The sequence below is a fragment of the Runella sp. genome (assembly GCF_027484545.1).
Taxonomy (GTDB): Bacteria; Bacteroidota; Bacteroidia; order Cytophagales; family Spirosomataceae; genus Runella.
The window spans coordinates 1-22495 of the sequence record NZ_JAIXST010000212.1 but is presented as its reverse complement, the minus strand read 5'-3'; the positions used below and the strand labels follow the sequence as shown (position 1 = coordinate 22495).

General features: G+C 43.4%; 22 protein-coding genes and 1 other RNA gene. 11 read left to right on the top strand and 12 right to left on the bottom strand.

Annotated features, from left to right (window positions below):
- Position 1 precedes the first annotated feature (1 nt).
- Both Q0081_RS19685 and Q0081_RS19680 read left to right on the top strand, forming a co-directional pair.
- A complete protein-coding gene (locus Q0081_RS19685; RefSeq protein WP_298357293.1) occupies positions 2–421 on the top strand; it encodes a hypothetical protein in 420 nt (139 codons plus the stop codon).
- Positions 422–505: 84 nt separating this feature from the next.
- On the top strand, positions 506–1708 hold the full coding sequence (locus Q0081_RS19680) for a hypothetical protein (RefSeq protein ID WP_298357290.1): 1203 nt from the start codon (positions 506–508) through the stop codon (positions 1706–1708).
- Between the two features lie 679 nt (positions 1709–2387).
- Here Q0081_RS19680 and ssrA read toward each other — a convergent pair.
- From ssrA to tsaB, 3 genes are all read right to left on the bottom strand, one after another.
- Positions 2388–2762: a transfer-messenger RNA gene (gene ssrA, locus Q0081_RS19675) on the bottom strand.
- 72 nt (positions 2763–2834) lie between these two features.
- Positions 2835–3941, bottom strand: coding sequence for a PQQ-binding-like beta-propeller repeat protein (locus tag Q0081_RS19670; protein ID WP_298357288.1), 1107 nt, complete (start codon positions 3939–3941; stop codon positions 2835–2837).
- 60 nt (positions 3942–4001) lie between these two features.
- Positions 4002–4694, bottom strand: coding sequence for a tRNA (adenosine(37)-N6)-threonylcarbamoyltransferase complex dimerization subunit type 1 TsaB (gene tsaB / locus Q0081_RS19665; protein WP_298357285.1), 693 nt, complete (start codon positions 4692–4694; stop codon positions 4002–4004).
- A gap of 86 nt (positions 4695–4780) precedes the next feature.
- Here tsaB and murC point away from each other — a divergent pair, with 86 nt between their 5' ends.
- The 5 genes from murC (at position 4781) to Q0081_RS19640 (ending at position 8905) form a co-directional block, all read left to right on the top strand.
- Positions 4781–6148 (top strand): UDP-N-acetylmuramate--L-alanine ligase, encoded by a 1368-nt coding sequence (gene murC, locus Q0081_RS19660; RefSeq protein ID WP_298357282.1) that lies wholly within the window; start codon positions 4781–4783, stop codon positions 6146–6148.
- A 14-nt stretch (positions 6149–6162) separates the two neighbouring features.
- Positions 6163–7203 carry a hypothetical protein gene (locus Q0081_RS19655; protein WP_298357280.1) on the top strand — a complete coding sequence of 347 codons (1041 nt, stop codon included), beginning with the start codon at positions 6163–6165 and terminating at the stop codon, positions 7201–7203.
- 75 nt (positions 7204–7278) lie between these two features.
- Positions 7279–7698: an element excision factor XisH family protein gene (locus Q0081_RS19650; RefSeq protein ID WP_298357277.1), complete on the top strand. Its 420-nt coding sequence runs from the start codon at positions 7279–7281 to the stop codon at positions 7696–7698.
- The gene (locus Q0081_RS19645; RefSeq protein WP_298357274.1) at positions 7686–8021 is read left to right on the top strand and encodes an element excision factor XisI family protein; all 336 of its coding nucleotides are present in this window, start codon (positions 7686–7688) and stop codon (positions 8019–8021) included. Before Q0081_RS19650 ends, Q0081_RS19645 begins: the two co-directional genes overlap by 13 nt.
- 32 nt (positions 8022–8053) lie before the next feature.
- Entirely contained in the window at positions 8054–8905 is an 852-nt protein-coding gene (locus Q0081_RS19640) for a TIGR01459 family HAD-type hydrolase (protein WP_298357271.1), read from the top strand.
- 12 nt (positions 8906–8917) lie between these two features.
- Here Q0081_RS19640 and Q0081_RS19635 read toward each other — a convergent pair whose 3' ends face one another.
- The 5 genes from Q0081_RS19635 to Q0081_RS19615 all read right to left on the bottom strand — a co-directional run bounded on the left by Q0081_RS19635 (position 8918) and on the right by Q0081_RS19615 (position 14797).
- The gene (locus Q0081_RS19635) at positions 8918–9568 is read right to left on the bottom strand and encodes a Uma2 family endonuclease (protein ID WP_298357268.1); all 651 of its coding nucleotides are present in this window, start codon (positions 9566–9568) and stop codon (positions 8918–8920) included.
- A 69-nt stretch (positions 9569–9637) separates the two neighbouring features.
- Complete coding sequence (locus Q0081_RS19630; protein ID WP_298357265.1) at positions 9638–10930, bottom strand: NAD(P)/FAD-dependent oxidoreductase; 1293 nt, start codon at positions 10928–10930, stop codon at positions 9638–9640.
- Positions 10931–11089: 159 nt separating this feature from the next.
- Positions 11090–11968, bottom strand: a complete 879-nt coding sequence (locus tag Q0081_RS19625; RefSeq protein ID WP_298357262.1) for an SGNH/GDSL hydrolase family protein — start codon at positions 11966–11968, stop codon at positions 11090–11092.
- Between the two features lie 40 nt (positions 11969–12008).
- Positions 12009–13880 (bottom strand): 3-coathanger stack domain-containing protein, encoded by a 1872-nt coding sequence (locus Q0081_RS19620; protein ID WP_298357259.1) that lies wholly within the window; start codon positions 13878–13880, stop codon positions 12009–12011.
- 35 nt (positions 13881–13915) lie between these two features.
- Positions 13916–14797 (bottom strand): hypothetical protein, encoded by an 882-nt coding sequence (locus Q0081_RS19615; protein ID WP_298357256.1) that lies wholly within the window; start codon positions 14795–14797, stop codon positions 13916–13918.
- Positions 14798–14906: 109 nt separating this feature from the next.
- Here Q0081_RS19615 and Q0081_RS19610 point away from each other — a divergent pair, with 109 nt between their 5' ends.
- A complete protein-coding gene (locus Q0081_RS19610) occupies positions 14907–15785 on the top strand; it encodes a PIG-L family deacetylase (protein ID WP_298357253.1) in 879 nt (292 codons plus the stop codon).
- A 66-nt stretch (positions 15786–15851) separates the two neighbouring features.
- On the top strand, positions 15852–16508 hold the full coding sequence (gene pgmB / locus Q0081_RS19605) for a beta-phosphoglucomutase (RefSeq protein ID WP_298357250.1): 657 nt from the start codon (positions 15852–15854) through the stop codon (positions 16506–16508).
- 197 nt (positions 16509–16705) lie between these two features.
- Here pgmB and Q0081_RS19600 read toward each other — a convergent pair whose 3' ends face one another.
- A complete protein-coding gene (locus Q0081_RS19600; protein WP_298357247.1) occupies positions 16706–18301 on the bottom strand; it encodes a peptide chain release factor 3 in 1596 nt (531 codons plus the stop codon).
- Positions 18302–18404: 103 nt separating this feature from the next.
- The gene (locus Q0081_RS19595) at positions 18405–20144 is read right to left on the bottom strand and encodes a hypothetical protein (protein ID WP_298357244.1); all 1740 of its coding nucleotides are present in this window, start codon (positions 20142–20144) and stop codon (positions 18405–18407) included.
- Between the two features lie 58 nt (positions 20145–20202).
- Here Q0081_RS19595 and Q0081_RS19590 point away from each other — a divergent pair, with 58 nt between their 5' ends.
- Both Q0081_RS19590 and Q0081_RS19585 read left to right on the top strand, forming a co-directional pair.
- Positions 20203–20706: a histidine phosphatase family protein gene (locus Q0081_RS19590; RefSeq protein ID WP_298357241.1), complete on the top strand. Its 504-nt coding sequence runs from the start codon at positions 20203–20205 to the stop codon at positions 20704–20706.
- An 85-nt stretch (positions 20707–20791) separates the two neighbouring features.
- Complete coding sequence (locus tag Q0081_RS19585) at positions 20792–20980, top strand: hypothetical protein (protein WP_298357238.1); 189 nt, start codon at positions 20792–20794, stop codon at positions 20978–20980.
- Positions 20981–21056: 76 nt separating this feature from the next.
- Here Q0081_RS19585 and Q0081_RS19580 read toward each other — a convergent pair whose 3' ends face one another.
- Together Q0081_RS19580 and Q0081_RS19575 are read right to left on the bottom strand one after the other, a co-directional pair.
- Positions 21057–21323 carry a hypothetical protein gene (locus Q0081_RS19580; RefSeq protein WP_298357235.1) on the bottom strand — a complete coding sequence of 89 codons (267 nt, stop codon included), beginning with the start codon at positions 21321–21323 and terminating at the stop codon, positions 21057–21059.
- Between the two features lie 4 nt (positions 21324–21327).
- Positions 21328–22353: a lipopolysaccharide assembly protein LapB gene (locus Q0081_RS19575; RefSeq protein ID WP_298357232.1), complete on the bottom strand. Its 1026-nt coding sequence runs from the start codon at positions 22351–22353 to the stop codon at positions 21328–21330.
- Positions 22354–22495: the final 142 nt, after the last annotated feature.

The window sequence follows — 22495 nt, the reverse complement described above, 5'->3', positions numbered from 1 at the left end:
CATGATAGCAGACTACAAAACCGTTCGATTTTTGCTGAATGTAGAAACGAACTACTATGAGAAACAGCCCGATTTAGTCCCCTTTACCAAACTCCCCAACGAGTTGAAAGTGGAAGAAACCCACGATCCGAGAATCAGACGAAACGGAGCTGAACAAATCATTCATGGCAGAATCCAAAACAAAAAGTATTTGTTCTTTACGGGGTTAGTACCCTCCCCAACGCGGGAAAGATGGTATTTTGGGAATCATTGTGAGTTCAGCAGCGGAAACAAAAAACTTTCTTTAATACTGTTTTGGTTTTCGTCTGACTTTCGAGAGTTGCGGGTTTATTTCTTTAGTGGGTATAACCTATACCCGTCAGAACGTGAGCGATTTTTGGGGGAGTTTATCAACGCGGTCAAAACTCAAATGAGCATCTAACGAATAAAAAAGGGCATGGGATAACCCCGCGCCCTTTTTGTTCAATCATGTTCGATTTTTGACCAATCACACCCCGACAGGCGAATGATTGACTTTGTAAAGGTACGAATAAACGATAAAGGTTTTGCCGAACGGTTACGCCAAAACCCCAACTTTGATTTTATGGGCAAGATAAACCCCGACACAGGCGAACAAAAGGACGGTAGTAGAGCCGCTGAATTTAAAAACCTGAAAATTGGATTGTACCCGTCGGGAATGGTGGAGGTAACGGGGAGTTTGCATAAGTTCGCCAACGACGGAGCGCACAATTACGACTCATTTACCTATCAGCGATTAGTTCAGACGATTGGGGACATTATGACGCTATTGGAAACCTCCCCCGACCGCGTGAGCCTCCACAATGTAGAGTTTGGGGTAAATATCTTACTTGATACCTCCCCCTCCAGGTTCTTGGATAATATCCTGAACTATCGGTTCAAACTCCCCGAAATGCGAACCTTTGGCGGTAAGGGCTATCTTATGCAATGGATTAAACAAAACTATATTGTGAAACTTTATGACAAAAAACGGCAATACACTTTAAACACCAACGTACTAAGGTTTGAAGTAAAAACAATGGCAATGGTACATTTGGCAGAGGTGGAGGTTCGGACGTTGGCGGATTTGTTGGACGTGTCAAAATTGCGTCTATTGGGCGTTAAATTGTGTGAGACGTATAGAGGTTTACTAATTGGGGAAAAGTTGAACACGGGGCAAATGTCACGGTCTGAACGACGGGTATATGAACAAGGTATGAACCCGAACTTTTGGCGTGACTTGACCGACCGCAAACAGCGCAACTATTATCGGGAACGGTTCGAGCAAATAATTAAAAAATACGGTTTGGGTGTTCGTGAAACAGTAGGCCAATTGATAGCGGATAAGGTAGGAGAACTGTTAAAAACTTCGGACGTTTTACCCGACTCCAAAAATAAAAACTTAGGACATTTTACTACTTCAAGTAAAGTGGTAAAACGTCCAATCAATCCAACGCCCGCCAACACCCCTCCAAGTACCCTTCAAAGGCATTGCAAGGTATGTGGAACACCCATCGAACACCGTCGCAAAGGTGCGGTATTCTGCCACAAAAAACAGTGCAGAAACAGCGACAGCAACCCACGCAACAACTTTAAAAGGCGGGTATTCCACAGCATAAACCAAACCAAATTATTTGAGTTTAGGGAGGTGTTCAAACCAACGCCACAACAGCGGGAAATAATGGTACAATTAAATTTAAAGTTTGGTTGAAAGAGAAACAGCAGGATCGAACAGCTAACAACCTTAATTTCCTATCTGATTTGAAAGTAATTAGATAGGAGGTTAAGAAATCAACGTAAATGCAAGGTAAATGCAGAACTTATAACCGAAAGTAAACCGAATGATTGAGGGGGGTATATAAAAGTTCAGGCGGTTTGTATGCTTTGACCCTTGTCCCCTTCTACGTGTGTTTTGTCAGTATTAGAAAACAGGGGGGTATCCTATCAGGTGGAAAGAGCCTGAAAACCTTACAAAACCTTACATTTTGGGTTGAAGAACTTCACAAAACTTCACTTTTTGGCGGGTAGAACCTTAGAAAACCTTAGATTTTGAGCCATTAAATTGAACGTATAGGAGGGGGGAGTGAAAAGTTTAGGGTTTCAAATCGGTTTACCCGTGTCCACCCCTTGCATATTTACCAGCATAAATAAGGGGGGAGGGTATCTATCGGTAAAACCTCACAAAACCTCACTTTTGAGAGCAGGTAGTTTTGCAGTAGGTAGAACTTAACAAAACTAAACAATCATTAATTGTTTTGACAACTAAATAAAAAGACGTTCTGCAAAAGTGTCCCAAATTCAAACGTTTTTCTAAAAGTGTCCCCCAAACTGTCCCCACGAAAAAACAAAACCTCTTAACTATTTGAAAGTCAAGAGGTTAAATGTTTAAGTTGTGGAGCCGGTGGGAGTCGAACCCACGTCCAGAACAAGGAAACCGTACGCCTTCTACACGCTTAGATTTGATTGGATTTTCGAGCGTAGGCAAGGTTCAAATCAGACCTCATCCTCCACCTTAGGTGTTGTGTCTCGTCGGGTATCAACACCATCCACCCGACCAGCCTCGCGTTTCGACGCTCCTTGACCCAACCAGCAAGGCGGAGGTTGGAGGAACGATGGCTAAAGCTTAATCACTCCGGATTAGGCAGCCATAGCGTAGCTATATTCGCCAGCTATTGTTTTAAGCGTGTTTTTAACAGGACTCGCGCTCACGTCCCGACGTGCTTATACGTATTGCTTCAACTCGCTGTCAAAACCAGGGCGGCCCCCTTTTTTGTATGGGTTCTGATGGAACACCGATGACGTTCGGAAAAGTTCACTTTTTATGGATTTACTTTGTACTACTGCTGTATGCCGCTTACACCCGGGTAATAGGTTTTAGCCGCGCTGTTTAGAACGGCAGGAGATGAGTAAATGCCGCCGCCCGTCTGAAAACTCCATTTCTTATTCCCGGTTTGCAGGTCTATAGCGTACAATTTACCGTCCAAACTGCCGATATAGGCCACACTATCCGTTACTGTTGGTGAGGAACGAATGTTGTTAGTTGTCCATGACTCCCATTTTTTCACCCCTGTTTTTGCATTCAACGCATATAGTTTAAGGTCGTTACTACCCGTATACACAATTCCGTTGGATACCGTAGGCGAGGAGAAAACGGGGCCGTCGGTTTTAAACTCCCATTTTTTTGCTCCTGTCTTTGAATCCAACGCGTACAATTTGCGATCAAAACTGCCTATAAATACGCTACCATCGGCCACTGTCGGTGAAGAACTTACTTCTCCTCCGGTAGAAAATTGCCATTTTTTAGTCCCGGTTTCCGTTTCTAAGGCGTACACATTATAATCGTTGCTGCCCACATACACGTAGCCATCCGCCACGGCGGGCGACGAATCTACCCCCGAGCCTGTAGCGAATTCCCACAACTTGGTTCCTTTTTTAGCATCCAGAGCGTATAGGTTTGTAAAGCCTCCTATATACACTTTCCCATTGACAATCGTGGGTGAAGATACGCTCAGTCCATCGGCCGTAAATTCCCATTTTTTAGCCCCTGTCACTACGTCCAAGGCGTACAGTTTGCTGGTAAACTTGGTGGTAGTACCCATGCCTACGTACACCGTACCGTCTACTACAAACGGAGCAGAAGAAATCCCCATTTCCATCGGAAATTCCCACACTTTTGCTCCCGTTTTGATGTCTAAGGCATACACTTTTTCGTCCGAACTCCCCACAATCACCATCCCAATTGCCAACGTAGGAGACGAATGTACGGCTCCTTTGGTGACAAAATCCCACATAAACGCGCCTGTTTTGGCATTCAATGCGTACAGTTTATTGTCGCTGCTTCCTACAAAAACCGCATCTATCCCTTTGGGCAATGGTTCATTCTTTTTGGAACAGGCAGCAGTTAGCAACAAAATACAGAAGAAGTAGATACTGTTTTTTTTCATGAATACATACTGATTTTAACTTCTCTAACGATACCGTTTTGGAAATATTACTTTATTGCACTACAGCACTCTTTTCTTAGGGGTAGTGGTCATGAAATCTTTTAAATAATAGGGTTCAAAAGTTACGACATCCTCAAACTGTTGATTTTCAAACAAGACCGTGGCTAATTGCCCTACTGTTCTAGCCGATGGATAAACGGAAATTTCAGGAAAAACGGCATTGGAATTTGTTTCAAAAATGGATTCACATTTCGCTGCTCCATCTCCAAAAAACACCACAGGTTGCTTAGCTAAGACCTCTTTAAAGGAATCGGCATCCATGATTTTGGCTTGAGTGGGTTCCACACTGTTTAGGTTTTTGTCAAACAGAGCGCAATACACTTCCATTCGCCGGGCGTCCAATAAGGGACAAAAAAGGTAATTATCCGAGTAAAAACTGCTCACCTGCAACGCCAACGCTTCGAGGGTATTGACGGCAATGAGTGGCTTTTCAAGGGCAAAGCACAGTCCTTTGGCCGTAGAAACGGCAATGCGAAGCCCCGTATAAGAGCCCGGGCCTTTGGCTACGGCAAAAGCATCTACCTCGGCCAATTCAAACCCAGCGTGTTCAACCGCATTTCCAATGAGTGTGGTGAGCATTCCCGAAGACGATTTCTCGGCCAAGAGGTCATAATTGACTACTAATTGGCCATTTTGGTGTAAAGCCACCGAGCAGCCACGCGTGGAAGTATCTATGCTAAGTAGTAAGGGCACTTTTCGAATCCGCCGATGCGGAAGTTTTACGTTTGAAGTTCCGAGTTTACAGTTATTTTTGCAAACTTAATTATTCGCCCTTCAAAATGAGTCAAAAAGTTCACTTTATCGCCATCGGTGGAAGCGTCATGCACAATTTAGCCATCGCTTTACACCGTCAAGGTTATCAAATTACCGGTTCGGACGACGAAATTTACGACCCTGCCCATACACGACTTTCTAATTTAGGCTTACTTCCTGCCGAAATCGGTTGGTTTCCCGAAAAAATTCACGCAGGACTGGATGCCATTATTCTGGGAATGCACGCTCGCAAAGACAATCCCGAATTGGCTAGGGCACAGGAACTGGGACTGCCCATTTATTCTTATCCTGAATACATTTACCAACAAAGTCTTAATAAACAGCGCGTTGTCATTGCAGGAAGTCACGGAAAAACCACTATCACTTCCATCATATTGCACGCAATGCGCGTCAACAACCGCACGTTTGACTATTTGGTAGGGGCTCAGTTGGAAGGCTTCGAAACCATGGTTAAACTTTCGGAGAATGCCCCCGTGATTATCATTGAAGGTGATGAATACCCCGCTTCTCCTACCGATCTTTCTCCTAAATTTTTGCATTATCATCCGCACGTTGCCCTTATCAGCGGTATCGCCTGGGACCATTTTAACGTGTTTCCTACGTGGGAAAGCTACGTCAAACAGTTTGAAAAATTAGCAAATTCTCTCTCTAAATCGGGCATTCTGATTTTTGACGAAACGGACGATATGCTCGACGTTATTGGCAAAAACGAGCGAACCGATGTCCGTCCCGTACCTTACGAAGCGCATCCTCATAAAATTGTAAATGGGCAAACGTTCCTGACCACTCAAGCCTACGGCGATGTACCCCTGTTGATATTTGGAGAGCACAACATGAAAAATATCAGCGGTGCGTTGGCCGTTTGTGAAGAACTGGGGTTGACCCAAGATCAATTTTATCGTGCCATCCAAACCTTCAAGGGAGCGGTTAATCGGATGGAAACGTTGGCAAAAAGCAGCAATATAGCCGTTTTTAAAGATTTTGCCCACGCTCCCTCCAAAGTGGAGGCCACTACAAAAGCGGCTAAATCACAGTTTCCCAAGCGAAAATTGGTAGCTTGCGTAGAACTGCACACGTTCAGCAGTTTGAACAAAACTTTCCTGAGCCAATATGCCCACAAATTAGATACCGCCGATGTAGCCGTGGTATATTATAATCCGCACACATTGGCCCACAAACGCCTAGAACCTATTGAACCCGCCGACGTCAAAGCGGCATTTCAACGGGAAAATCTACACGTATTTACTAATCAGGCAGAACTGCTAAAGTTTTTGCTGTCAAAAAAATGGGAGAATAAAAACCTGTTAATGATGAGTTCGGGTACGTTTGGAGGTTTGGATTTGAAGGCGTTGGCCACAACGATTATTACTTGAACTAATTAGAAATTATGCGTTTTGTAGATTATCCCTCCATCATCAGATTTGCTTGGGCGGACTTTGATTCCACCCGGCCCATTGAACAAATTGAAGACATAAGTGCCCGCGTTTCCACCAACCACGTTTTTCGAATTACCTTCGAAGGTGGTGATCGGGTCATTGCTAAACTCTCCTATTTTGGAAAGTTTGAACATTTTAAGGAGGATCACCGCCTTATTCACACCTTGGCCAACAACCTGTTGTATCCGTTTGAGAATGTATTGGCCAAGTCGTTAGTGAAAAACAATCAGGTGTTCGTTTATCGCCACCAATTCGAGGGAATGGATGTTTGGGTAGTTTTTTACAACCCCATCCGCGTTGCTGAAAAATTACCGCGCCGTTTGGAAGAGCACCATATCCGAAAAATGGGCAGTCAAATTGCCAAGTTTCATAAGGCCTGCGCCAGCGTGAGTACGGTAATGCCGAAGTCGTCTAAAACCTTACGTTCTGATATTCAAGACCTACTGGATTTGTTGGACACCGACACGGGTCAGTACGAACACCGAATGAACATTGAAGCGCTTCGAGAACAGTGCAACCTTTTTTTAGAACACCGTAAAAAAATGGTGGCAAATTCGGTAGAAACCATGCCCGTATTTTTGGACTGGAACATTGGAAATTTTTCGTTGACCGAAAAATTGGAGTTGTTTTCCCGTTGGGATTATGACTGGTTCCGCATCAGTTACCGCGTCATGGATTTTTATTTTTTCAGTCGGGTATGCTCCGATGCGGGCGACCGCACGGTGTTTTCGTATTTGATTGAACCACTGGCCGAAGAGCGATTTGGGTGGTTTTTGGAAGAATACCACAAAATTTACCCGCTTACGGAGCGCGAAATTCGTTTCCTGCCCGAAGCGTATCGCTTTTTTATTCTGAACTATGTCATTAAGTACGGACGCTACTTTTTTCACCGAACCTATGCCACCAAATTACAACACGAAGCCTACGCTACTTATTTTCCGTCTATCAAGAATTTCAGTGTAGAGCCTATTTTAGAAAGACTGGGCTTGTAAAGATTCTGTGATTAGAAAACAAACGATGGTTTTAAGCAGTTCTATTTTACATCTAAGTATATTTGCATAGATAAAATGGCAAAAGATATTTTTCATGATGCAGTACGAGAGGCTTTAGAAAAAGAGGACTGGACAATTACGCACGACCCTTATTCCGTTTATCATAAAGAGCAACAAATAGATTATGATATTGACTTGGGAGCGGAGAAGTTATTAGCTGCTGAAAAAGGCTTAGAACGAATCGCTATAGAAGTTAAAACTTTCGCCAAGCCTTCTCTTCCTTATGAGTTTCATAGTGTATTAGGGCAATACTTGGTAAATATTTCTATTTTACGGCGTTTTGATCCGGATAGAACTTTATATTTAGCCATTCCTCTCTATGCTGATGAGCGTATTGAAGGCTTCCCTTTCATTTTAGAAGTTGTGAAAGAGTATCAAGTAAACATTCTTGTTTTTGACAGTAAAACAAAAACTATTGTGTCATGGAAAAGATAAAAAAATACGAAAAGGCAATTTTGGATATTATCAAAAGTCAGCGCCCCGTAATTCTCAAAGACCCTGATAGTTATGTCATTAAAGATGTAAAAAACCACCATTATCAAATGTTATTGAGTGGTTGGGGAGATGGGGAAAAGTATTTTATAAAAGTGTTTATGCACTTCCACATAAGACCTGACGGAAAAATTGTTATTTTAGAAAACCACAGCTCTACCGACGTAGGAGAAGAGCTGGTGGAACGAGGGATTGCAAAATCAGATATTATCCTTGGCTTTCTTCCGGAATACGCTCGTCCTTATTCTGGATATGCCGTAGCATAATTTGAATTGATAAATCTTTCAACTATCCAATAATGCTTGCCATCGAACCTTTTGCCGAAGTAGCCCAACGTTATCAAGTATTCTTTTTCGATGCTTTTGGGGTCCTGAAAAACTCACACGGACTGATTGCAGGTATAGCAGACACGTTTACCTATTTACGGGAAAACCAAAAACAGTTTTATATACTGACCAACGATGCCTCGCGCAGTCCGCAACAACTGGCAGAATCGTATTGGCGAATGGGATTGATGGACATTACGCCCGATAACATCATCTCGTCGGGAATGTTGGCGCGCGAGTATCTGGAATTGAAAGTCAATCACGGAACAGTGGCTTATTTGGGAACCGAAGATTCAGCGCACTACATTGAATCTTCCGAAAGAAAAGCATTGTCAATCAGCGAATTAAATTTAGAATCCGTATCTGATATCAGTGCGCTGGTTTTGTTAGACGATGAAGGTTTTGACTGGAACAATGACCTCAACAAAACAGTCAATTTGCTGCGAAGAAGAAATATTCCGGTGATTGTGGCGAATACCGACGTCACCTATCCCACCTCCAAAACACACGTAGCCATTGCCATCGGAGGCGTAGCAGATATGTTGGAAAGCATTGTAGGTAAGCAGTTTATCCGTTTTGGCAAACCGGATGCGCAAATGTTCATGTTTGCTTATGAACGTGTCGTGGCACAAAATCCTGCCATTGGCAAAAAAGACATTGTAATGATTGGGGATACGCTCCGTACGGATATTTCGGGAGGGAATAAATTCGGGCTTGATACCGTACTTGTTTTAACGGGTAATATTCCTGCCGAAGATGCCGAAATCCGAATCAGAAGCACAGGAATTCTGCCTACTTATATCTGCGAATCGGCGGTTGTTTAGTGAAGATTATCGCTATTTCAGTAGGTACTTTAGCAGTTTTAAAACGGGAGTATTGCCAAAAATATCTTCTACCTCTATTTCAAAACCTGCGATTACCTCACTTTTAATTATTCCTGCCGACCCTTTAAACCGTAAATGATAATTGCCGTTGATAAGCACATATTGTTCTATTACTTTCTTGACGGGCTCTACAATCCAATACTCACTTACGCCGTGTGCTTCATAATCTACAAACTTGACAGTTCGGTCAATTTTGGCCGTTTTTTTAGATAAAACTTCGACCACAAAATCCGGCGCGGGAAAGTGCATTTGCTCCTCTTCAAACGTATCGGCTATTTCTTTTCGCCAAAAACATACATCCGGCTCATAGTCATTACGGGTAAGAGACACTAATATTTTTTCAATTCCGGCCCAACCAAGTTCAAGGTATTCTGCATAGCCCGACACCAGCGAAAAAATACGGCCTGTGGCTACACTATGTGCTTTTTTAACAGGCGAATTGAAAATGATGGTTCCATTGATAAACTCCATCTTGGAATTCTCATCTACAATTTCATAGAAGTGATGGCGCAGTTTTTGCTCGGCCTCAAGCTCCTTCTGCCATTCCTGAATGAGTAAGTAGGCATGAGGGGGGATATTGGAAGGAAGTTGTGCACCGGTCATTTTTAACATTCTTTTCTACAAAATTAACAAAAATACTATCTTAATTTACATCGCCAGATAAGTGCCATGTCACACCCTCCGCATTTCTTTTTCAATACTTTCTTTATAAGGAAAAAAATCAACCTGTAAGGTATGACGCGGTGAAGCATTGTAACGCTTTATCATTTTTTGCCGATCACGCTCAATGTCCCGCGTCATTTCGTTTACATCCGGCAGTTTGCACTTGCCTTTTATCAATTTGGCAATCCATTTTGCCTGCATTTCAGCCAAAGGCATAATAGCTCCCAAAGGCTGCATCAAGCCCAGAAAAAACAAATTGGGCCAATCGGGGTGAATGACCTTTTTATACAGTCGTAAATCGTTTGTACCGCCTACGTCGAAGGTCTTATCTGTCAAAAAAGGGAATGTTACTTTGTAACCTGTGGCATAGATAATCATGTCATACTTCTCACTTGTACCGTCTTCAAATACCACTTCTTTACCTTTGAACTCCTTGATATTGGGTTTATAATCAATCAGTCCCCGACCGCTGAGATTCAGCAACTCCTGCGACAAAGTGGGATGTTCCTGCAAAGGCGGACGTTTCGGTAACGGCACCCCGTATGCTTCCTGTCGACCTTGTGCCAGAAAAAGAGAGGTTTTCAACAACAACCGTTGCACGACCAAAGGCAATTTGGCAGTAAGCGGATTGGCCAGATTATCGAACGGCATACTCATAAACCAGTTGGGTACAATATAGGCTCCGCTGCGACTCGAAATTGTAACACGACCCGAATGCAGTTTGGCCGCTTCACAGGCTATGTCTACGGCCGAATTACCCATTCCTACAATCAGCAGGTTTTTGTACATAATTTGCTCGGGTACACGGTAATCATGCACATGAAGGCTTTCGCCCGTAAACTCTCCCGGAAAAGCGGGTTCAGGATAACGAGGGTTCCAATGGTGCCCGTTGGCTACAATAATGGATTGATAGTCTTTGACTTCCCCTTTTTCGGTCGTGACCCGATACCTACCGTTTTCATTACGGGTTACGTCCAAAACCGCATTATTGAACGTAATGCTTTCGAGTAATCCAAAATGCTCCACGTATTCTTCAAAATACTTGACAATGTGACTATGGTGAGGAAACATGGGCATATCGCGCGTAAGAAAATAGTCGCTATAGGCCATCACGTCGCGGTTGGTATTGATGTGCAGCGACCGATAGGCCGACGACAATCCGTTGTCATTATCGTACCGCCAATTTCCACCGATTTTTGAGCCTTTCTCAAAACAATCAAAACTTATCCCATTATCTTTTAGGGTTTTGGCCGCTGTTATCCCCGACGACCCCGCTCCTATTATACAGACTTGCTTTTGCATTTTTTGTATTTTTTTTATTACCAACACAACCCAAAAGTGCTCTACCAAGGTGTAGCGTGCAATTTATCCCCCGCTGGCGGGGGTAGGGGGTGGTAAACTTCTACGTTTGTCTATCCAGTCAACTAATATATCATATACTAAATCTATCCTTGGCTCTGTTTATTGTTTCAACCACTTCTCCACCAACGACGCAATCATTGCCGCACCGCGCGTATTGAAATGAAGATTATCCTGTGTCAAATCCATGCCGTGCGACAAACCTATTTTATCCCAATTCTGCCCCAATAACTCGTGCTTAATCACGCTCAAATACATTAGTTTTATCGTGTCTTTGTACTCGTAACTTAGCTTTTTGGGATGACTTTTCAGAAAGTCTTTCATCCGTTCACGCACGGGCAAGTAAGTTACCTGTTCATTAGCAGCCAGTGTTTTGATAAATTCGCTATACACGTCAGCTTTGAGATTGGCTTCATTTTGCAGGTTTTCGCCCATCACGGGCAATGATAGTACGGCAATTTGTGCCTTAGTTTGCGTTTTCAATTGGCGAACAATCTCGACATAATTTTGTTGAAAGCTCTCAAAATCAGGTAAAGCGCCAGGAGTAATTTTATGAAACTGATAGTATTTTTTTAAAGAGGCTTTACTTACAGTAGCATTTACGTCGTTGGTGCCGATAAGCAACGTCACAAAATCAGGCTGCGCAGCAATGATAGCCTCCAATCGGTCTAAAACCGTATAAGTCAGATCTGAATTGACACCTGCATTGTAGAAAAAGAAGTCTTCTCCCATCCATCGCTCAAGCATATCCACATAATTGGCGCTTACGTTGCCGTGTGTGATACTGTCGCCGATGCAAACAACCGCTTTTTTTCCCTTAGCAGCAGGATTGGGAACCTGTCCTTTGTACGGAAAGTTTTTGGGACGATGGAATCTCAGTTTTCGGACCAGGTATTGGTACACAACAAATACCAGAAAGCAAATACCGCTGAAGGTATAAATAAGGGGATATAAAAACAGCATTGCGGGAGAAGGAAACAATCGTTACGCAAAGTTAAAATTTTAGCCCGTAAAGTAAACTTTAGTTAGAGTTACTGCATCCTGCACCGACTGTTGCCAAAAAGGTAGTGTTTTTTTCCGCCACAAAACCAGGCTGAAGAGTGACCGAATTTTTGGCATCGTACGTAACTAGTGCACCTGCATTGATACTGTTAACTCCGGTAATTGCATTGGAGGCTTTGATGTTGATTGTTGCACCTGAAGCATAAGAAGAAGTAACAGTTGTATTGACAGGACACGCACTTATCTGAATAGAACTTTGAATAGAAGCACATCCTCCAATGCTGCATGACGCACTGTAAGAAGTATTTTGGGAAGGATTCTGCACTACACTATTCCCAATCTGACCGACTGACCAGCTCACGCTCCCCATGCACCCCTGCGCATACAGAGTAACTGGCTGACCTGCCACAACAGAAGATGAACTTGCTGACAAGGAAGGAGGGGATGGTAGGCTATTAGGAACAGTAACCGATGGCGTAACAATGGTATTTCCGAAAATATCTTTTAAATAAACCCGATATGTACCCGGTCCCGGCGCAATGGTTTGATTATTAGAAAAAGTAGCTGACACGTCTCCATTTCCATTGACCCAAAAATACTGATACCCGCTCGGAGCTGTAATGGAATAGGTTCCCGAGGCACAATTTAAAGTAAGCGAAGGCGGTGTTGTGGCCGCGTACGGAGTAGCATTGGCAAAAAAAGTATTGTCCAGTGACGTATTCCATCGGTTTGCCAATTCTGATATTCCCTGAATCCCCCCGGCCACGTTTTGAAGATGAACGCCGTCGGGACGGGGAATTTGGAGATTGTCTGTATCAGGGCCGGGGAATATTTTATTAGGGGGACTGATGGTCAGATTTTGCCCCGCTATCACTTCAGCATTAGTTGTTTGGAAGTAAGATACTCTCGCGATGGCCCACGATAAAAGTACCTTATTGGAATGATTGCGCGAGCGGCTAATGACATATTGCAAACTATCGCGATATTCGGCAGAAGAGGTATTGTCATTAGGATCTGTATTGTGATTTTTGATGCTGTCAGATTCGCCTTGGTGCCAAAGTACGGCTCTTACGCCAAACATTGCCGCATAAAAATTAAGTGCTTTTCGCAGGTAATAATAAGGAAAGTTAATATTACCACCGTATTGCCCGCCAATTTGTACGTGATTGGAAGGCAACCCGTCGGAACTTCGACTCCAATTGCCAACGGTTGAACCACTGGCCGCCGTATTTAAAAATAGAATCGGAACATTATAACGCGCAATCAAAGCATCGCCCAATTCTCCCCACGCCCAGGAGGATACTCCGTTGGGCGAGAGCATCACTCCCGAAGCTGCACTATTCAGCGCAGAAAATTGCGGAAAAGGAGGCTCGGCATTTTGACAAACCACATTGGGACAAGGCAATACCCAATTCACGTATTTTACCCGCCCTTGCACATCCGCCGAAGCTTTATTGCCATGATTTTCGACGCCCTGCACGTTGGATTGACCCGATATAATAAATACCTCTCCTACGCCAACCCGCGAAAGCGACACCGTTTGAAGTACGTTGTTAAACAAAACGGAACGTACCTCAAGCGTATACCAGCCTCCCGTCACGCCAAACAGACTGCCCGTGAAGGTTCCGCCCGTAGGGTTGGTATGAATGACGGTCCAATCTAAGCTGTTTCCGCCGCTTACTGAGGTGAGCCGTGCCTCAATACGGTCTACTGCTCCCGTGTAACTTCCCCCTATGTTTAAAGTAGCTAAATTTGACGTATTTCGTTGAAAAACAGCGCCCTCGAATGGAAAAGTAATGGCAAGTTGTGCTTGCGCGTTTTGGCAAATACTCAGGTTAACAAAAGATAAAAAAAAGCAAAATTTTAAGACAAAAGTAGATTTCGTGTACATCTATAATTTCCTTATTTATAGTTGAAACTTGATTTCTAATAATATTCAAACAGCACTTTTCGATCTTCCACCCTGATTTCGATATAGTCTTCGGCAGACGAGGCCGAGTATTTGTTGTCTTCGCTTTGGACAAGCCAATTGTATTTGAGTGCCAAGGGTTTGAGCGCTGCCCAAACCTCTTCCAATTTTTGTTTAGCGGTTGCTTCATCGGGCAACGTTCCAAAAAGCGACGAGAGATAAAAATGCGCTTTGGTTTCCTGATTGACGATAATTTCAGCCGTTGCCTTATTATCCAAAAGAAAGTTGGTTTGATACGCTATCTTTTTAGCACCATTCTCAAAAACTCGCAGGGTGGGTCCGATAATAGCACTAAAATCCAATTTTCGTAAGGCTATGAGTTGTTTGAGCCGTTGGGCTAACGGAGTATTGGGGGCGTAGGAAGATGTGGAAGGTGTTAAAATGCTTTTGCGAACCAGATAATAGCCCGTTTTTTGAGCATCTGCACTGGTTACAAATAAGTAATACGTACCGCCGACAGTCACTTTAAACGGAAACCGATGAAAACTGTATTCATCAAAGGGAGTAGCAGGGTCAAAGCTGTATACCGTTTTCCCGTCTGGGCTTTGAAGGCCTAACATAACTCGATAAACCGACGATTCTACTTCAAAAATCAATGTCTGACCTTCCTGCGCTTCTATGGCGTATTTATCAAAATAGCGGATTTGCTGTTCGGCATTGGTTTGGACCGCATCAGTGGTGCTTAAATTACCTTTGGCTTGGTCTTCGGCCAGACGAGTTTGAAGAGTAGCTTTGTTCTGATTTAGTGTTTCAGAAATAGTGGGCTTATTTTGGGCAACTAAACAATTGTAACTAAGAAAAAGACTGCAAAAAAGACCTATCTTAAAAGGAAATTTCATTTTTATTGTGCTTTAGTAACCAATAACGTAGAGTAGGAATAGTATTATAATTGCAAGATGGCTTTTTTTGTTGAAAAACCGTCTATTAGCTCCCTAAATCATTTTTTCGATGAAAATCCACTTTTATTTTCTTCTTTTTTTGGCTTCCTTCAGCGGCTTTGCTCAAGGCCCCAAAGTCCTCATTGTGACGGCTCACCCTGACGATGAAACGATGTTTCCCGTTACGGTTTTTAAAATTACGCACGAATTGAAGGGCTCCGCCGATTTGGCCTTGATTACCGACGCTTCCAGCGGTTTCAACGGCATGGTGGCTTCGATGTATTACGGAATGAATATGCTTGATTCGGTGGTAGGTCGCAAAAATTTACCCTTGATTCGAAAAAAAGAAATGATGGCGGCCGGAGAAATTTTGGGGATTGGCAATTACTTCTTTTTTGACCAAATTGACGATTATTACAACCGCAACGAAAAGCCTTATTTGGAAGGAAAGCGCTGGGATATCAGTTACATTGAACGCCGATTGGACGAGATTTTGGCCAAAGGGCAGTACGATTACATCTTTTGCCTGGTACCGCACGAAGGGCAACACGCTCATCATAAATCAGCCTCCCTCTGCGCATTACGCGCCGTTCAACGCTACAAAGGCACAAAAAAGCCGATTATCTTAGGCGGACAATCGGCCAATAAAAATTCCACTTTCCGTTTTACGGAACTGGAAAGCTATCCCGAAACCAAAATCAGCGCTACCGCTCCCGTCTTTGAGTTTGATCGCTCGTACGGGTTTGGAGAAGATCTCAAACACAGCTACATGATTGTGGCTGACTGGGTGAAGGCTTCGCACAAATCCCAAAGCGGCGACATGAATCAGTCGATGCACCGAGGCGAACTGGAAACGTTTTGGTATTTTTCGCTTAACGGTGATCAACGCATCAAAGATGTTCAATCACTTTTTGAAACGTTAAAAAAGAGCGGTTTTCCTACGAAATAATTCTTATTCGTCTTAAATTCCCCTTTTCTGCCTTATTTTTGCGCTTCACCAAACCTATGATGCGCCATGCAGGCATTTCTTTTTGACCTCGACGGAGTGATTGTCGATACCGCACATTTTCATTATCAAGCTTGGAGGCGACTGGCCAATGAAAAACTGGGATTTGATATTTCGGAAGAATTTAACGAAAGCCTCAAGGGCGTCAGCCGAACCGAATCACTCGACCGAATTCTTGCAGAAGGTGGAGTAACATTGGATGATGCCACGAAAGAAACCTACGCTACGCTCAAAAATCAGTGGTATGTAGAATTGGTCAATCAAATGACTCCCGACGATATTTTGCCGGGCATCCAAAAATTTCTCAAGGAAACACGAGACGCAGGTATCAAAATTGGCCTTGGCTCAGTCAGCAAAAACGCCAGACCTATTTTGGAACACATCGGAATTGTGGATGCTTTTGATGTGATTATCGACGGCACCAAAATTTCCAAAGGCAAGCCCGACCCCGAAGTATTTTTGAAAGGGGCCGAAGAATTGGGGGTTTCTCCCGACGAATGTGTGGTCTTTGAAGATGCTGTTGCAGGGATTGAATCGGGCAAAAGAGCAGGGATGAAAACGGTTGGTATCGGCCACCCTGACGTTTTAAAAGAAGCAGATATAGTTTTAGCCAATCTAAACAATTTAGCTCCTGCTGACTTAAAAAAAACCTTGTTTTCTGAGTAATTTTCGTGGGTCCGGGCTCTCAAAAAAAGACAGGATTTTTTTTGGAATAAATTGTTTTCTATCTATATTTGCACAACTAATAATGGTGTGGATATAGTCGGAAAGCTGTTCGATAATTTCGGGCAGCTTTTTTATTTTGGTTTTAGCCCCTAAATGTATCAAAATAAAAAAAAGCGGGGTGTTACCCCGCCTTATGTTTAGTCTGCCATTACTTTGAATTCCGACGTTGTATGAAACTGTATTTCCGGATTGTTGGTCCGATTCATTCGAAGCATCCACTCTGAATCTGCCAGAAAAACCGGATTATCATCTTTATCGTAGCCAATCTGTGTTCCTTTCAATCGGATAAACTCCTGTAATTTTTTAGGGTCTTCGCAGGTAATCCAACAAGCACGTGTCGTGTTCATGGGAACCCAACGGCATTTGGCTCCGTACTCATGTTCAAGGCGGTATTGAATCACTTCAAATTGCAGTTCACCAACTGTTCCCACTACTTTCCGATTTCCAGGTTGCACCGTAAACAATTGGGCTACCCCTTCGTCGGTCAACTGCTGTACCCCTTTTTCCAGTTGCTTGGATTTCATCGGGTCAAGGTTGATTAATTCTTTGAAAATTTCGGGTGAAAAACTCGGAATACCCGCATATTGTAAATTTTCTCCTTCCGTAAGCGTATCGCCGATTTTAAAGGTCCCGGTGTCATACAAACCGACCACGTCGCCTGGAAAACCTTCATCAATTACTTCTTTGGCAGAAGCCATAAAACTATAGGGGTTAGAGAAACGTACATCTTTGTCTAACCGCGTATGATGATAAAATTTACCCCGCTCAAATACACCTGAACACACCCGTAAAAACGCAATACGGTCCCGGTGGCGCGGGTCGATGTTGGCGTGGATTTTGAAAATAAAACCTGTAAATTTCTTCTCCAAAGGCTCTACTAAACGCACGTTAGTTTGACGGGCAATCGGAAAAGGAGAAATTTGGCAAAAGGCTTCCAATAATTCCCGCACCCCAAAATTGTTGACCGCACTGCCAAAGAAAACGGGGGCTATTTTTCCCGACAAATAATCTTCCCGGTTAAATTCTTCATACACCCCTTCAATCAGTTCCACATCTTCTCGGAGTTGAGCGGCATCGCGTTCGCCTACTTTTTTATCCAACTCATCCGAATCCAATTCCAACAAAACTACCTCTTCTTCAATTTTCGTTTTGTTTCCTTTGAAAAAATACATTTGTTTCTCCAACAAGTGGTATACGCCCTTAAAAGTCGCTCCTCCGTTGACCGGCCACGTAAGCGGACGTACTTTCAGGTTCAGTTTTTGCTCCAGTTCATCCAACAAATCAAACGGGTTTTGACCTTCTCTATCCATTTTATTGATAAATATAATCACGGGGGTATCACGCATCCGGCACACTTCCATCAGGCGCTCGGTTTGTTCCTCCACCCCTTTCACGCAGTCAATCACCAAAATAACCGAGTCGACCGCCGTCAATGTACGGTAAGTATCTTCGGCAAAATCTTTGTGACCCGGTGTATCTAAAATATTGATAAGTAGACTATTGTATTCAAAAGTCATTACCGAGGTTGCCACCGAAATCCCCCGTTGTTTTTCAATTTCCATGAAGTCGGAGGTGGCCGTTTTCTTGATTTTATTGGACTTCACAGCCCCCGCCGTTTGAATAGCGCCTCCAAAAAGAAGTAATTTTTCAGTCAAAGTCGTCTTTCCCGCATCCGGGTGACTGATGATGGCAAAGGTGCGCCGTTTGGCTATTTCTTGTTCTACAGTACTCATTGTGAGGAAATTAAAATATTGAGTTTACCTCAATTTGCCTTGGCAAGATTGGATTTATTAAAAAGTCCGCAAAGTTAGCGGCTTAAAACTAAAAAGCAGTTTCTTATTTCTGAAAATCTTGAATGTTAAGTTGTTGCGGTGTATAAACAAGTCGGCGTTTTTCTCCTTCGCAGTATAACAATCCCAAATGATACGTTCCCGCAGGGACATTGTCCTGATACACCAATGCTTCAAAACCTTCTCTAAAATAATAGCCGCTTTTCAAAAATGCTTTTCTATCCCGATTGGGCGTTTGTCGTACTGCTGTCAGATAGGTTGCTGAATCATTTTTCAGAATAAGAAATAATCCATTTTTGGAATCTCCTTGCTGAATAGATGCACTTTCATTCTTGATTTTGTTAATCAGAATTCCTCCATAAGCCGGTAAAGTATCTATTTCAAAAGTCATAGGCTCTGCCTTGACTTGAGAAGAATCAAAATCAGTAATTTGATTTGGGCTAACGGGCGTTTCGGGAAAAACGTAAATGCCTTTCTCAACAGCTTCGTCAAAGTACTTCTTTACCACCAAATTCGTCATCGTTTCCAGCTTACCACTTACCCGTTGATGTTGTTGAAGGGAAAAAGCATCGGCTAAGAGTGAATTACGAAAATTAATAATATCAGGAGCGGCAAAAAGATACGTTCCCAGCAGAAACAAACTTCCAAAAACGGTCATTCCGCCCGCCAAAATCCACTGCCCGCGTTTGGGTAGCAGAATCAAAAAAGTGACGTACAGCGCCACTACAGCCATTACGGAGTAAATCATGTACCGACCCGGCGTTTCCAAATTTTGACCCGCCCGAGCGGTTGCTACGCCTAACCCCGTCACCAACAACCAAGCAAGTAGGGTCAAAAGCGACACATTTTCCCGACTTTTTGTAAATGTTGATAACAGAAAAGGCACCTTAACATTCATTCTTTGCAAGCGTCCGCATTGCAAAAAACCCAGCAAAACGCTCTTTACGTATAAAACTCCCAGCCAAATCGCCAATGTTATTAGAGTAAGGGTAATCGCACCGCCTAAAACGACCACCTCAGGCAAACGTCCCCGCAGATAGGAAGCGCTTGCTCCAAAGAAAGAGATAATGGTAAGCAGTGAATTTCTAAGGCTTTTCTCCTGCCCCAATGACCCAAATCCAAAAGGATAGTACCAATAAAAAATCGCAGTAGTCAGCATACAGGCCAAAAGCCAAATACCGGCGGTTCGATAACGGCTTTGCAGTAAGGGTATCAACACGCCAATATACATACCAAACAAACCATTTCCGTTGGTGTAGGTCAACAGGAACCCTGAAACGATTGCCCCAGCCAGCGACCAACGAGTAGGCTTTGCCAATAGATAATAAGTAAGAACCCCTATAACAAAAGAAACGGTGTATTGCCACAGAGCCGCCGCCCAAAAGATATTTTCGTGATAAGCCGGGGTAAAGAGAAAAAGACCAATAGGAAGAACAAAAAAGAAAGGTAATTTATTGGCTGACAGTATTTTCCAAAAATAAAGAAACAAAAAAGCCACTAAACTGCTGCCGACTAAAATTAGAGTTCGGTAGTTGGCTTGCCCCGTTAGAAGATAATCCATCCAAAACACCAATTTAGCTGTAATGACACCGTGGCCGTTGTGCTTGTATTCCAATTCGCGCAAAAAATCCCACGCATTGGGCGCCTGAATGAATTTAATGATGTATTCTAAATAGGCATAATCATCAAAATATGGAACATTAACAGCATTCTGATGGACGAAGCGGTAAAAAACGGAAACAACAATAAACAGCAGTAATGCAACGAGATAGTTCAAAAATTTCATGCGTACGACACTTGGCGAGCCGACAAAGATAGCCTATTTTTGCCAAAACATTTCATCAATGAAACGCTACCTGTATATTGTTCGCCACGCCAAAGCCGAAGAAGGGTTGCCTTACTTTAAGGACTTCGAGCGCGAGCTTACCACGCCCGGAATGTTGGATGCTGCCCGAATGGGAAAGTTTTTGGCTGACAAAGGTTTACACCCTGATGTTTTAATAAGCAGTTCAGCAGCACGGGCCTTGCAAACGGCCCAACTCATGGCTGAACAACTGGACTATGCTAAAGAACTCATTCAAACTACGCGGGGACTTTACGACAACGGCCCTAAATCCTATTTAGCCGCTGTCAATACGGCGCCCGAATCATGTCAGTATCTGATGGTTTTCGGACATAATCCCGACGTTAGCTATTTCTCCGAATACCTCACCGGCGCCGATATCGGCTCCATGTCGAAAGGTGGCGTAGTAACCATTGAATTCGAGAATCTGGAATGGGCTGCTGTATCTGCTCGTACGGGTAAATTTATTAGTTACGATTCTCCCAAACAATTTAAAAATCAGTAGCGGCCCACCGCTGTGGTGAGGAGTGAGAACGGGGCTGCCTGTGCGGTCATTGATTCTCGCTCCTCACTACTCGCTCCTACACTTTATGAATCGCAACCGCAAAATATTTATTATCGCCACTATCGTTTTTGTATCCATTGTTGCACTGATTGCCATTGATATGGCGCGTCGTACAACGGCTCCCTGGAATAAGAAAAAACAAATTGTAAGAGCCTTTGATGTAACAACTGAATCCGATTCCATTGCAGTGGATACGACCAACGTTTCTAAATAAAAAAGCCTACTCATTATTTGATGTTGACTGCTGCCTCAAAAGGCAATCAAGTTTCGGTTCACCGATAAGTTGAACTTTATTTATTCATCAACTTCAAAATCATCGGGCTTTTGGGGCGTTTTTGCAGTGCCAGTGCATAGGCTTGTTTCGCCTTGCTTTTTTCATTTCGGTACTGATGCAATCTCCCCAAACTTTCTCCCATGGGATACATCAACCGTGGCGGCTCGTCGTACAGAATATATTTTTCAAGATTTAGAGCCTCTTTCCAAGCCATATCGTTGAAAGGCTGGGCAGGGTTTATGTTATCTATCCAACCGGCGAGTTCATAACGAGCCATGCTCATAATATCAAAGTTTCATTATCAAAGCTGCCCCTTCGTTGGGTACAGTAGTACTCAAGGTTGTATTGGCAAGTTGGTTTGCCGCTTCCAAATCAGCCTCATAATCGCCGCGCTCGGCTTGGGTCACGGCCAAAAAGTGAAGGTTGTGCAAATAGTTTTGGTTAGCCGCCAAGGGAATATGTTCAGCCGCATGATAAGCAACTTCCTGCTTCCGGGCTTGGGTATATACGGCCACAGCTTTATCGTAATCACCCGCCAAAAAATAGAGGTGTCCAGGCATGTGTACTAAGTGTGGAGAATTGGCTGCCAATTTTACCATTTTCTCCGCTGTTGCTTCAGCTTTGGCAAACTCAGGACGCAATTCCATCACGTGAACATAATAGTGTAACAAGCCGGTATGACTAGGAAAGCGTTTTAGGGCATTTTCCAATAAGGCCTTTACCTCCAACTGAGTCGCTTCATTTTGATGTTGACGAAGAATAATCGAAGCAAACGCGATAGCCTCCGGCTCGTCGGGATACGATTTGTATAAATTTCGGAAGGACGTTTGTGCGGGCCCAAGCCCCTGTTTTACCAACACATCGCCTGCTTCGATGAATGCTTTTTCCAGTGACAGGCTCTTGTTTTTCAAAGCATCTGCTTTGTTGATGGCATTCGTCCAAATCGTATTATCAGCCCCTCCAAACCCTGGCTGACACATCGCAAGTCCCCAGTAGCCCATGGCACAGGTACTGTCGATTTTGATAACCTGACGGAACGCTCGGTAAGCTTCTACGTGCCAAAACCCATGCAACAAATTGATTCCCTGATCAAACCATCGTTGTGCCTCTTTGCTTTGCGTAGTAATGGTTAAGTGACTGTTTCCGATGTTATCTCGAAAAGAGGGAACGGGCAAATCGTCCATTCCCGCAAGAGTGGCAACACTACGACACAAAGGAACGTCGTCTGTAGCAGTCCAGGCTTGTTGGGAAGTGGATTGGGTTTGGCAAGCCACGCATCCTGCACAAATCAGTAAGTAGAGAAATTTGGTCAAAACGGTCAACTTTAGTAATTGCTCAGGGCTTTTTCATAAAACAGTTTAACTTCTTGCAAAACAGCTCTTTGCCTTTTGTCTATCAAAGTTAAAATCTTCTCTGACGAGCCTTATATTATTTGTTATATTCTTTTTTGGTATT